12 protein-coding genes and 1 tRNA gene are annotated in these 13,175 nt (G+C 27.1%); 10 read left to right on the plus strand and 3 right to left on the minus strand.

The window, feature by feature from the left end; translation table 11 throughout:
- Positions 1-108 precede the first annotated feature (108 nt).
- Positions 109-975: a hypothetical protein gene (locus CRIB_RS01535; protein WP_180702809.1), complete on the plus strand. Its 867-nt coding sequence runs from the start codon at positions 109-111 to the stop codon at positions 973-975.
- A 156-nt stretch (positions 976-1,131) separates the two neighbouring features.
- Here the strand turns inward: CRIB_RS01535 and CRIB_RS01540 are convergent, their stop codons facing one another.
- Positions 1,132-1,458 (minus strand): hypothetical protein, encoded by a 327-nt coding sequence (locus tag CRIB_RS01540; protein ID WP_180702810.1) that lies wholly within the window; start codon positions 1,456-1,458, stop codon positions 1,132-1,134.
- Between the two features lie 300 nt (positions 1,459-1,758).
- Here CRIB_RS01540 and CRIB_RS01545 point away from each other — a divergent pair, with 300 nt between their 5' ends.
- On the plus strand, positions 1,759-2,799 hold the full coding sequence (locus CRIB_RS01545) for a BMP family lipoprotein (RefSeq protein ID WP_180702811.1): 1,041 nt from the start codon (positions 1,759-1,761) through the stop codon (positions 2,797-2,799).
- A gap of 229 nt (positions 2,800-3,028) precedes the next feature.
- On the opposite strand, the gene CRIB_RS01550 is transcribed toward CRIB_RS01545, so the two are convergent.
- Positions 3,029-3,538, minus strand: coding sequence for a spore coat protein (locus CRIB_RS01550; protein WP_180702812.1), 510 nt, complete (start codon positions 3,536-3,538; stop codon positions 3,029-3,031).
- A 217-nt stretch (positions 3,539-3,755) separates the two neighbouring features.
- Here CRIB_RS01550 and CRIB_RS01555 point away from each other — a divergent pair, with 217 nt between their 5' ends.
- The 4 genes from CRIB_RS01555 (at position 3,756) to dinB (ending at position 9,086) form a co-directional block, all read left to right on the plus strand.
- A complete protein-coding gene (locus CRIB_RS01555) occupies positions 3,756-5,417 on the plus strand; it encodes a ribonuclease J (RefSeq protein WP_180702813.1) in 1,662 nt (553 codons plus the stop codon).
- 191 nt (positions 5,418-5,608) lie between these two features.
- Complete coding sequence (locus CRIB_RS01560) at positions 5,609-5,797, plus strand: hypothetical protein (RefSeq protein WP_180702814.1); 189 nt, start codon at positions 5,609-5,611, stop codon at positions 5,795-5,797.
- Positions 5,798-6,254: 457 nt separating this feature from the next.
- Positions 6,255-7,763 carry a DUF1846 domain-containing protein gene (locus CRIB_RS01565; protein WP_180702815.1) on the plus strand — a complete coding sequence of 503 codons (1,509 nt, stop codon included), beginning with the start codon at positions 6,255-6,257 and terminating at the stop codon, positions 7,761-7,763.
- 213 nt (positions 7,764-7,976) lie between these two features.
- Entirely contained in the window at positions 7,977-9,086 is a 1,110-nt protein-coding gene (gene dinB / locus CRIB_RS01570; protein ID WP_180702816.1) for a DNA polymerase IV, read from the plus strand.
- 15 nt (positions 9,087-9,101) lie between these two features.
- Here dinB and CRIB_RS01575 read toward each other — a convergent pair whose 3' ends face one another.
- Positions 9,102-9,746 (minus strand): Crp/Fnr family transcriptional regulator, encoded by a 645-nt coding sequence (locus CRIB_RS01575; RefSeq protein WP_180702817.1) that lies wholly within the window; start codon positions 9,744-9,746, stop codon positions 9,102-9,104.
- Between the two features lie 197 nt (positions 9,747-9,943).
- On the opposite strand from CRIB_RS01575, the gene CRIB_RS01580 reads away from it, so the two are divergent.
- The 4 genes from CRIB_RS01580 (at position 9,944) to sfsA (ending at position 13,103) form a co-directional block, all read left to right on the plus strand.
- Positions 9,944-10,017, plus strand: a tRNA-Cys gene (locus CRIB_RS01580).
- Positions 10,018-10,226: 209 nt separating this feature from the next.
- Positions 10,227-10,667 carry a YaiI/YqxD family protein gene (locus tag CRIB_RS01585; RefSeq protein ID WP_180702818.1) on the plus strand — a complete coding sequence of 147 codons (441 nt, stop codon included), beginning with the start codon at positions 10,227-10,229 and terminating at the stop codon, positions 10,665-10,667.
- Positions 10,668-10,777: 110 nt separating this feature from the next.
- Complete coding sequence (locus CRIB_RS01590) at positions 10,778-12,178, plus strand: MATE family efflux transporter (protein ID WP_180702819.1); 1,401 nt, start codon at positions 10,778-10,780, stop codon at positions 12,176-12,178.
- Positions 12,179-12,407: 229 nt separating this feature from the next.
- Positions 12,408-13,103 (plus strand): DNA/RNA nuclease SfsA, encoded by a 696-nt coding sequence (gene sfsA / locus CRIB_RS01595; RefSeq protein ID WP_180702820.1) that lies wholly within the window; start codon positions 12,408-12,410, stop codon positions 13,101-13,103.
- Positions 13,104-13,175 lie beyond the last annotated feature (72 nt).

Raw genomic sequence — 13,175 nt, forward strand, 5'->3', positions numbered from 1 at the left:
ATGAGTAAATTCATTTAATATATATTTTAGAAAAGTAGATGGGCATACTATAAAATATAATCTAACTATGTTAATATATTTAGAGAACTTAAGTTAAGGAGATTACATATGAAAAAACAATTAGAGATAGATTATGCATTTGGATATGTCTACGACAAAAGTAAATTAATAGTATTATATCCAGCGGGAACTAACATAATAGATTTAGACGATTATGAAATGGAAGTTGAGGTAGCTTTTTTAGAAGATGGTATAGATGCAGCCTTTGAAGAAAATGATGTGAAGGAAGCAAATGAAACAATAAAACCTTTAGAAACTTTTTTAATGAAGCCAAGCAAAGTAATACCATTTGTAATTAGCATAAAAAATGCAGAAACTAAGGAAGAACTACCTAAGCTATTAGCTGAATTTGATGAAGAATATGAAGTAAAAGAAAATTATATAAAAAAAGGATATGAAATAAAAGATATATATCATGTATTTGAAAATGTAGTAAGTTATATACCTAAAGAAAACTTAGAAAATTTAAATATACTAAAAATAGAAAATGATAAGTTTGATATGGATAAATTTATAAGTACTGTAAGTGAAAATTTAGATGAGGCTATAAATAAAAATTTAATAGCTATAGATATGAAACAAAGTGAACTAACACCTAGATTGTATATAAAAGCAGATGGAAAAACTAATACTAAATTTGTTGTGTTTGGTACAGATATAAATAGCTATTCACAAGGTATATTATGTGCGAATAATGAGGTTATAAAAGATTTAGATATAGATATGGGAGATGTTGAAATATCTAATACAAGAGATATAGGATATATAATAAATGAAGAAAATGGATATCTTACATTTAAAATAGCAAATTACAATAGTCAAACATCAAATAATAATCAAATAGCTCAAATAGTAGATTATAGTGGTATATTTAAGCTTATGATGATAGATTTTATAAAGCAATTTGTAAGATAGCTAAAAAATAAGCAGATTATAATTATAATCTGCTTATTTTTTTAATATTAGTAATTAAAAAAAGTATATATAATATATAATTATCTATCATATGTTACTCAATAATAATAGTATATAAGGCTAAAATGTTTAGAAATAAAAAGAGCCTTAGAATCTTTATCTATTACCGTAAATTAATAAAAGATAAGCTGCACCGGCTAATAATGGATTATCACCGTCAATTCTTCCAACTACAGTATTACCTTTAATTATAAAACCATCTTCTGAAACTTTCCCAATAGGGCTATTATTTATATAATGATTATGAACTATACCATTTTCGTCAATTCTACCAACTACATTATTATTGTTATCATAAATAAAATTATTGTCATCAACTCTCCCTATAGGACACTGATTATAGATATGATTATGAACGATGTTATCAGAATCTAATCTTGCTATAGCTCCAAAATTGTATGGAAAATTAACTATTTTATTCATATAGCACCAACCTTTATATTGATAATATTTTGTATATTAAATCTTATGATAAGAATTCTAGAAAATATAACTTAAACTTTTAAATCAACGTTAAGAATACATAATGTATGAATATTTATTATATCAGTAGGTTAAATTATTTAGGAAGAATTAGTAGATATTATAAAACTTATATAAACTACAAATTATATGAAATAAAAAATATCTAATATGATAAAACATAATAGCTCTAATAATAAAGTGTAATCTTATTTGATAATTACTTTCATAAAAAGAACTATTATGTGTGGAGGTTATTATATGAAATTAAAGAAAATAGTATCGCTAGCAATGTCAGTAGTACTATCAATATCTTTATTAATAGGATGTTCGGGTAAAAATAAAGATGATTCGGATAATGCAAGTAATGAAAAAGCTATATTAAAAATAGGTATGATAACTGATGTAGCCGGTGTAAATGATCAAAGTTTTAACCAAAGTGCATGGGAAGGACTTCAAAAAGCTAAAGAAGAATTAGGAGTAGAAGTTACATATTTAGAATCAAAACAAGACTCAGATTATGCTACTAATATAGAAACATTTGTAGATGAAGATGTAGACTTAATATTAGGAGTTGGTGCGAAATTAGCTTCAGCTATAGAAGAAGGAGCCGGATTATATCCAAATCAAAAGTTTGCTATCGTAGATGAAGAGTTACCAAGTGATATAAAAAATGTAAAATCTATATTATTTAATTCTCAGGAAGCTGCATATTTAGTAGGATTAATAGCTGGTAAAATGACTAAAACTAATAATGTAGGATTTATAGGTGGAATGGAGATACCAGTTATAGATACTTTCAAATACGGATATATGGCTGGAGTAAAAAATGCTAATTCTAATGTACAAATACAAGATCAATTTGCAAACTCATTTACAGATCAAGCAAAGGGAAAAGCAATAGCAAATCAAATGTATGGTCAGGGCGCAGATATAATATTTATTGCAGGTGGAGATGTTGGAACCGGAGCAATAGAAGCGGCTAAAGAAAAAAATAAGTATGCAATAGGCGTGGATAGAGATCAAAGTGATTTAGCACCAAAAAATGTTTTAACATCAGCTATAAAAAGAGTAGATGTTGGTGTTTATGAAACAGTTAAAAATCTAGTTGATGGAAATTTTGAAGGTGGAACAACTACTGTGTATGGCTTAGATCAAGATGCTATAGGGATAGCTCCTACTACTAAAAATTTAGTCCCAAAAGATATATTAGATTATGTGAATGAAGAAATTGAGAAGCTAAAAAAGGGTGACATAAAAGTACCTAAAGATAAATCAGAATATAATGCTATTATGAAATAGCATAACAAAAGGTATCTCTAATTTATAGAGATACCTTTTGTTATAGAATCTAATTACATATATTTGTTGCACTAGTTAATCTATTGTAGATATTCAAGATATTATAAAGGCTCGTATTTTCAATAACTAAATTTAAATATCAAAATGTATTATATTTATAAAAATGAATATATAAAAGGTCCTTATTTAAAATATATTTAAATAAGGACCACTTATTAATTACTTTATATTATTGAACTTGATACATACCATGACTAGCCATATAATTATAGATTTTTTCTCCATGTTCTTGCTCTTCTTTTTGAATATGATTTAATACCTGTCTTACATTTTTATCTCTAAATTCGAATATAGCAGTATTATATGTAGCGGATATAAATTTTTCAGTAGATAGTGAATCATTACAAAGCATTTTATCATGTTCGTTATAAGTGTTAGATCCTAAATTTATAGGAGATTGATTTATAAATTGTTGATTTATCGACTGTTGATTATAACTATTTTGTTGACTTCCTTGTGGAGAGTCTTGTTGTTGGTTTATATTTGGAACTATTCCATTTAGTAATTGATTGATAGAATCTAGATGTTGTTGTTCTTTTTGAGAAAGTTGAGAAAATAAGTTTTTAAGCTCTGGGCAGTATGCTTTATTTGAATACTCATTATACTTGTCAACACATAGTTGCTCATGAGATTTTTCATCTTCTAATAACATTCTTTCTTTTATACTTAAGTTAATCATAAAAACACCTCCAATAGTAGTTTTTGTAAAATATAAAATAATATCCATAAATCTTGTATTGTTTTAATAAATAAAAATAAGAATTAATGTATGATACTTAGGAAAAACTAAAAGTATAAGGAAATCGAAATTTTAGATAAGTATATTGAACATTGATAAAAGAACATAATTTTAATACGTAAAATTAATATAGATAATATAGTGAGAGGTAGAGAATATGATAAAAGAAAGTTTAAAGATAATACCATTAGGAGGACTTGGAGAAATCGGTAAGAATATAACTGCTATAGAATATAAAGATGAAATAATAGTGATTGATTGTGGTATATCTTTTCCAGATGAAGATATGTATGGGATAGACTTAGTAATACCAGATATAAAATATTTACTTGATAATAAAAATAAAGTAAAAGGTTTGTTTTTAACGCATGGTCATGAAGATCACATAGGAGCAATTCCTTATATATTAAAACAAATAAATATACCTGTATATGGGACTAAACTTACAATAGGATTAGTTAAAAACAAATTAAAAGAGCATAATATGCTATCTAAATCTAATTTGAATCCGATAAGACCCGGTGAATTAATTAAATTAGATGAACTAGCTATAGAATTTATAAGAGTGACTCATAGTATAGCAGAATCATGTGCTTTAGCTATACATACTCCTATAGGTACAGTTTTACATACAGGTGATTTTAAAATAGATTATACTCCAATAGATGGAAAGGTTATGGATTTAAATAGAATAGCACAGCTTGGGCAAGAAGGAGTTTTACTTTTGATGGCAGATAGTACTAACGTAGAAAGAGCAGGGCATTCTTTATCTGAAAAAATTATAGGAGAAACTCTAAATAGAATAATATCTAACGCAAAAGGTAGAGTTATTGTAGCTACATTTGCATCAAATATACATAGAATGCAACAAATAGCAGATGCATCTATGATATATGATAGAAAAATAGTTTTTAGTGGAAGAAGCATGGAAAATATATCAAATGTTGCTATGGACCTTGGGTATTTACATATACCAGAAGAAAGTATTATAGGTATTGAAGATTTAAATAGATATCCAAGTGATAAGATCACAATAATAACTACTGGTAGTCAGGGAGAGCCAATGGCAGGGTTATCTAGAATTGCTTATGGGTCACATAGACATATATCTATAGAACAAGATGATTTATTTATAATATCTGCATCACCGATACCAGGAAATGATAAGTTAGTATCTAGAGTAATAAATCAACTATATAGAAAAGGTGTGGAAGTAATATATGAAGATTTAGAAGAAATACATGTATCAGGACATGCATATAAAGAAGAATTGAAGTTAATTCATACACTAGTAAAGCCTAAATACTTTATGCCTGTACATGGGGAGTATAGACATCTAAAACATCATAGTGATTTAGCTTTAAAATTAGGAATGGATAAATCAAATGTATTTACATTAGAAACTGGTCAAGTTTTAGAAATTTCTCAGGATAAAGCTATAGCAACTGAAAAAGTGCACACAGGCGTTGTATTTGTAGATGGAATAGGTGTTGGAGATGTAGGTAATATAGTTTTAAGAGATAGAAGAGACTTAGCTAGAGATGGTATGGTTACAATAGTTGTTGCTATAAATAAGGAAACATACAGTATAGTATCAGGGCCAGATATTATAACAAGAGGTTTTATATATGCAAGGGAATCTGAAAATCTTATAAATAAGATAAAAGATGTAGCAAAAGAAGAGATAGAAATTTGCTTAGGGAATAATATATTAGAATGGCAAGTTTTAAAAGGTAGAGTTAGAAAGTCTGTAGAGCAACTACTTTATCATAAAACAAAAAGAAGACCAAGTGTGTTTCCTATAATTATGGATATTTAAGAAAATATTTTATTAATAGTGAAGTAGAATAAGTAAAATAATAAAAGAAATTATAAATGCTAACTTTATTTAGGACTGTAGATTTGTATCGAAATAAACCTAAATAAAATAATGACAAAATTGAATAAGTTTTCATAGTATAGATTAAGAGTAAAAAACTCTATAAATTAATTACAACAGGGGGATTTAAGATGTTAGACAGATTTTTTGGTGAAGGTGGATTCTTTGGTGGAGCTTGGTGGATAATAGTATTATTCTTCTTATTCTTAGCATTTCAAGATGTTTGGGCAGATATAGATATATGTGCTTGGATACCATTTTTAATATTATTATTAATAGTTTGTGCATCAGGAGATTTATTTGGTGGATGTGGATGCTAATATTTTAATGAAATAATATAATAGAGGTATTTTAGTATCATTAAGTACTAAAGTACCTCTATTTTTATGTTTAATAATATTATAATACTTAAAAAATATATATAACTTTGGAATGCAAGTAATATTAATAGAGTAGATTTTATCGTAAAAATATTTTAGTACAGATGAAGTTGTTGGCGATATGATTGAATCGAATTTTTTATTTTATTGAAAGATATTTTGAACTAAATGATGTATTAGAATACTTGTAATATACTTTTATACAATATAAAATTTTTATAAAAAATACATAATGATTATAATAAACAAGTATTTAAATAAATATAATTTAATATTGAAAAAGTAGCAACTTGAATGTATAATATAGTCTTAAAGTGTAGATAAGATATAAAATTATCACACTAAATAAATATAAATATACGGTTATCAAAATTAAATAATTTAGTGAGGTGTAGATATGAAGATAGGATTCGATCATAAAAAATATCTAGAAGAGCAGTCAAAGTATATATTAGAGAGAGTTAACAACTTTGATAAGCTTTATTTAGAGTTTGGTGGTAAACTAATTGGAGATTTACATGCAAAGAGAGTTTTACCAGGATTCGATGAAAATGCAAAAATAAAAGTTTTGCAACATATAAAAGAAAAGGTAGAAGTTGTAATCTGTGTTTATGCAGGAGATATCGAAAGAAATAAAATAAGAGGTGATTTCGGTATTACTTACGACATGGAAGTTTTAAGATTAATTGACGATTTAAGAAGTTATGAATTAGATGTAAACAGTGTTGTAATAACAAGATACGAAGGACAACCTGCTACAACAGTTTTTATAAATAAATTAGAACGTAGAGGTATAAAGGTATACAAACATGCTCCAACAAAAGGTTACCCAACAGATGTTGATACAATAGTAAGTGATGAAGGATATGGAGCAAATCCATATATAGAAACTACTAAGCCTATAGTTGTTGTAACAGCTCCAGGACCAAATAGTGGGAAATTAGGAACTTGTTTAAGTCAGTTATACCATGAAAATAAAAGAGGTAATGCTGTTGGATATTCTAAATTTGAAACATTCCCAGTGTGGAACGTACCTTTAAAGCATCCTTTAAATATAGCTTATGAAGCGGCAACAGTTGATTTAAAAGATGTAAATATGATAGATTCATTCCATCTTGAAAAGTATGGAGAGATGGCAGTTAACTATAACAGAGATTTAGAATTATTCCCAGTTCTTAAAAAAATAATAGAAAAGATAACTGGAAAAGAGTCTATATATCAATCACCAACAGATATGGGTGTTAATAGAGTAGGATATGGTATTATAGATGATGAAGTTGTGGCTGAAGCATCAAGACAAGAAATAATAAGAAGATACTTTAAAACAGCTTGTGAATATAAAAAAGGACAAGTTGATAAAGGAGCTTATGAAAGAATAAAGATGATAATGGAAGAGCTTAACTTAAAGCCTGAAGATAGAACGGTAGTTATTCCTGCTAGGGATTACAGCAATAAGTTAAAAGAAAATGCTGATAAAAATGATGCATGCCCAGTGGTAGCGATAGAATTAACTGATGGAAGGGTAATTACAGGCAAAGGGTCTGATTTAATGAACTCAACAGCAGCAGTAACGTTAAATGCTATAAAAACTTTAGCTAATATAGATGATGAATTACACCTAATATCTCCAGCTATATTAGAACCAATTGTAAATTTAAAAACTAAAACATTAGGAAGTAGAAATCCAAAGTTAAGTTGTGAAGAAATATTGACTGCGCTTAGTATATGTGCTGTTACAAATCCAACAGCTCAAGTTGTACTTGACAAATTACCTTTATTAAAAGGAGCTCAAGCACACTCAACTACTATATTAAGTAAGAATGATGAGCAAACATTTAGAGAACTTGGAATAGATGTTACAAGTGATCCTGAATATCCATCACAAAATCTTTATTACGCTAATTAATAAAATAGAAAATATAAGACCATATTACCTACGGGGTATTATGGTCTTTCTTATTAAATAATAATCAAAAATAAATATAAATATACGGTTATCAAGAAATTAATTAACTTAGTTCCTTGGAATATCTATTTTAAATGTTTTTACTATATTTTGCAAGAGGAAATTAAAAAATGTTAAAAATAAGCTTATTTATTTTATGAAGGGATGATGCATATGGAAGAAATCCGAAAGATAATTCATATAGATATGGATGCTTTTTATGCATCTATAGAACAAAGAGACAATAAAAAACTTAAGGGTAAACCTGTAATAGTTGGAGGCGATCCTCATAGTAGAGGAGTAGTAGCAACATGTTCATATGAGGCTAGAAAGTATGGAATTCATTCTGCTATGCCATCTAGTGTAGCGTATAAGAGATGTCCTTATGCATATTTTATATGGCCTAGATTCGATGTATATAAAAAAGTATCACGACAAATAAGAGATATTTTTTATAGATATACAGATTTGGTTGAGCCAATATCCCTAGATGAAGCATATTTAGATGTTACCAATAATAAAAAAGGAATAAAGTATGCAACTCAAGTGGCTAAAATGATAAAGGACGACATATTAAGAGAAACAGGATTAACATCATCAGCAGGAGTTTCATACAATAAATTTTTAGCTAAAATAGCATCAGACTATAATAAACCGAATGGATTAAAGGTAATAACTCCTGAAGATAAGCAAGAATTCTTAGATACATTACCTATAAATAAATTTCATGGGATAGGTAATGTCACAGAACGAAAGCTTCGTAATCTAGGAGTGAACAATGGTTATGATTTAAGACAGCTAAGTATTAATCAATTGGAAAGTATATTTAAAAATAGAGGATATGTGTTTTATCAGTTAGCTAGAGGGGTTGATGATAGGAAAGTTGAGCCTTATAGGGAACGAAAATCAGTTGGATCTGAAACTACATTAAGTAGCAACTTAGATATGAATGATGAGGAAGTTTTAGATATACTTAGTGAGATTTGTGAAGATGTATCTAATAGATTGAAACATTCAAATAAAGTGGGAAAAACAATAACTTTAAAAGTAAAATACGATGATTTCACAAAGATAACTAGAAGTATTAGCTTAGAACATCCTATTTATAAAGCTGAAGATATTAGAACTAGTGTGTATAATCTAGTTAAGAATCTTGAAAGTAATAAAGGAAAAATAAGACTTCTAGGAGTTACAGTATCAAATTTATTAGAGAATGAAAAGAATCTCACACATATAACTATATTTGAATATCTTGATTATATAAAAGAGTCCACAAAGCAATAAATATACTTTGTGGCTTTATTGAGTTAGTAAATCTTCTAACTTTTTTTTATCTAATATTTTTATAAAATCTCTAGAGTAATCGATTATTCCAAGCTCTTTCATATTTATAAGCTCTCTAGATAGAGATGGTCTAGGAATACCTAAAATTTCAGATAACTTTTGTTTGGTCATATTAAGTTTTATAAATATACTTCCCTGTACTTTATACTCATTAAGTAAAAAGTTACTAATTTTCTGACGTATACTAGTTAATGATAATGTTGTTATAGATTTATTGAGAGTGATTATTTTATTAGTTAAATCATTTAAAAAACAATTAAGAAAAGTAGTATTATCAGTACAAAATTTTATAAAATCAATTTTATTTATAAACATAATTTCACTTGAGGTGCTTGATATAACCGTTGCTGGGTATATATTTATATCAGAAAAAGCTATTACTTCACCAAATAAACTTCCAGATGAAAGAGACGATAAGTGAATAGTATTATTGCTAGATAACATTCGTTTGATATCAATAATACCAGAGATAATTAAACCAATTTTATTACAAGGTTCATATTCTAGTGCTACAATATCATTTTTATTAAAGTTAATTAACTGATAATTATATCCTTTAAATAGTTCTAATATTTCATCCTTATCTTTATCTTTAAACATATATACACCTAACCTTCTATTAAAAAATATATTTTATATTATAAATAAAAATTATTAAATTATTATATCATAAAATTTATAAATGTATTATAAATAAGGATGATATTGGACAATCTATATATTAGATAAATAAATTTTAACAAAAAAGTAGTTGCAAAAATGTGGTAATAAATATACAATAATAGTATAAATAATATGGCGACATAGCCAAGTGGTAAGGCAGTGGACTGCAACTCCTTGATCTCCAGTTCGAATCTGGATGTCGCCTCCAGTTAAGAAGCTTTAATCTTATGATTAAGGCTTTTTTTACGCTTAAGGATATTATAATACTTAAAAAAATGTGGATAAATTCTGAATGTAAGTAATATCAACAAATTGGTTTAGAGCGTAAAAAAGATTTTGAGCAACGGACGAAGTCGTTGGCGACATGAGCGAAGCGAATTTTTTATGTTGTAATAAAATTATATAAAAGGAGATAATATGAAAATATTAATAGATGCAGATGGATGTCCAGTAGTAGATATAGCAATAAACTTAGGGAAAAAATATAATATTAAGACTGTAATAATGTGTGATACATCTCATATAATTAATAAAGTAGGAGTAGAAACAGTAATATTATCAAAGGGCTCTGATTCTGTTGATTTTGCATTAGTTAATAAAATGAGTAAAGATGATATTATAATAACTCAAGATTATGGGCTTGCAGCGATGGTATTATCTAAAGGTGGTTATCCTATAAATCAAAATGGATTGATATATTCTAATGAAAATATAGATCAATTATTATTTACAAGACACTTATCTAAAAAAATAAGAAACTCAGGGCAAAGAACAAAAGGCCCAAAAAAAAGAACGAAAGATGATGATACCAAATTTAAAGAGGGTCTTATATATTTAATTGAGAAGATAATATATTAAAATAGATGGAAATAAATTCAAAGTATAATATTATATAATATAATCCTAAATTTAATATAGATTATATCGAAGATATCAAACGTAATAAATAGAAAAAAGGGAGTGAGATTATGTCAAATTCAACTACGGATTTGGGTAAAGAGAGTATAGGTAGGCTTTTACTAAAATTAGCAACACCATCAATAATAGCTCAATTAGTAAATGTTTTATATAATATAGTTGATAGAATATTTATAGGTAGAATGCAAAATGGTGAGGTTGCGATGGCGGGTATCGGAGTAGCATTTCCAATAGTTCTTTTAGTATCTGCATTTGCTGCATTCGTTGGAATGGGAGGGGCCCCACTTGCAGCAATAAAAATGGGGGAAAAAGATAATGATGAAGCAGAAAAAATAATGACTAATAGTTTTTCTTCATTATTGATTATAGCAGCAATATTAACTGTTATATTTATGGTTTTTAAGGAACCTATATTATGGAAGTTTGGAGCAAGTGAAAGTACTATAGAATATGCTACGAATTATTTAGGTATATATCTTATAGGAACTGTATTTGTGCAAATAGCGCTAGGTATGAATCCATTTGTAAATACACAAGGATTTGCAAAAATAGGAATGATGACTGTTACTATAGGAGCAATAATAAATATAATTCTTGATCCTATACTTATATTTGGATTTAATATGGGAGTTAAAGGTGCTGCTGTTGCAACTATAGTAGCTCAAGCTGTATCAGCTATGTGGGTATTAAGATTTTTAACTGGTAAAAAAACAATACTTAAGCTAAGAAAAAAATATCTAAAAATAGATACAAAAACTATAAAACCAGTTTTTGCATTAGGGGTAGCACCTTTTATAATGCAAAGTACTGAAAGTTTAGTTTTAGTCTCATTAAATAGTCAACTACAAAAATATGGTGGAGATTTAGCTGTAGGAGCTATGACTATAATGAGTAGTATAATGCAAATGATATTACTTCCAGCTAATGGATTAACTCAAGGTGCACAGCCAATAATTAGTTATAATTATGGAGCAAAAAATATAGATAGGGTAAAAAAGACCTTTAAATATACAGTACTTGTAACTTTATCATATACATTTTTTATGTGTTTAATATTGATGGTGGCGCCTGAAATGGTAGTAAAGGTATTTAATAATGATCCATTATTACTAGAAATAACGTCATGGTCAATAAAAATTTATTTTGCAGGAATTTTTATTTTTGGAATACAAGCGGCATGTCAAAGCACCTTCTTGGCACTAGGTCAAGCAAAAATATCTTTATTTTTAGCATTACTTAGAAAAGTAATATTATTAGTACCACTAATATTTATATTACCAATTATAATGGAAGAGAAATTATTGGCTGTACTTTTAGCTGAACCAGTTGCAGATATTATAGCAGTATTAATTACTGCTATATGCTTTATTGTATTTTATAAGAAAACATTAAATGTAATGTATAAAAATGAAAATAAACTTGTTGAAAATGAAACGCCAAGTATAAATTAGGTTAATGAAAAGACTCTTATGGATATATAATATACATAAGAGTTTTTTAGTATAAGTAAATTAAGATATGAAATTTTTTATGAATAGCCTATAAATAAAAGTAATATAAACAACCTCTAAATTGTAAAAAATTATATTATAAGCTGTAGTAAGCGTTATATTGTTAGTAACATTAAGTATTTCGTCGATACGTCGTTCAAGCGAAGTGAATTTTTATAAGGAGAAGGAAATGAAATATAATAACATTGTTAAAGGAAAATTTTTAGAAAGGCCAAATAGATTTATATCTTATTGTGAAATAGATAATAATATAGAAAAAGTACATGTTAAAAACACCGGAAAATGCAAAGAGTTATTAATACCTAATAGCGTAGTGTATCTAGAAGAAAGTGATAATCCAAATAGAAAGACAAAATACTCTTTAATATCTGTTCAAAAGAATGACAGATTGATAAATATGGATTCGCAAGTACCAAATAAAGTTGTATATGAAGGGTTAAAAAACAATAAAATAGTACTGCCAGAACTTGATGAGGAAATTATATATATAAAACCAGAAAAAACGTATGAAAATTCTAGATTTGATATATATCTAGAAACTGAGAATAAGAAAGCTTTTATAGAAGTAAAGGGTGTTACTCTAGAAGATAACGATATAGTAATGTTTCCTGATGCAAAAACTGAAAGAGGCGTAAAGCATATTAATGAACTAATTAAAGCTTCAAATGATGGATACTTATCATATATAATTTTTGTGGTACAAATGAGTGATATTAAATATTTTACACCGAATGATAAAATGCACAAAGAGCTAGGAGATGCGCTTAGAATTGCTAAAAAAAATGGAGTAAATATATTAGCTTATGATTGTAATGTAACTACTGATACTATAGAAATTAAAGATGAAGTTAAAGTGGTATTATAATAGAAAATATTTTGATAAAGGTTAAAAAATGTAAAGTAATAATGGTATAATATTCATAAAAGAATTAATAAG

The organism is Romboutsia ilealis (assembly GCF_900015215.1).
GTDB classification, from domain to species: domain Bacteria; phylum Bacillota; class Clostridia; order Peptostreptococcales; family Peptostreptococcaceae; genus Romboutsia; species Romboutsia ilealis.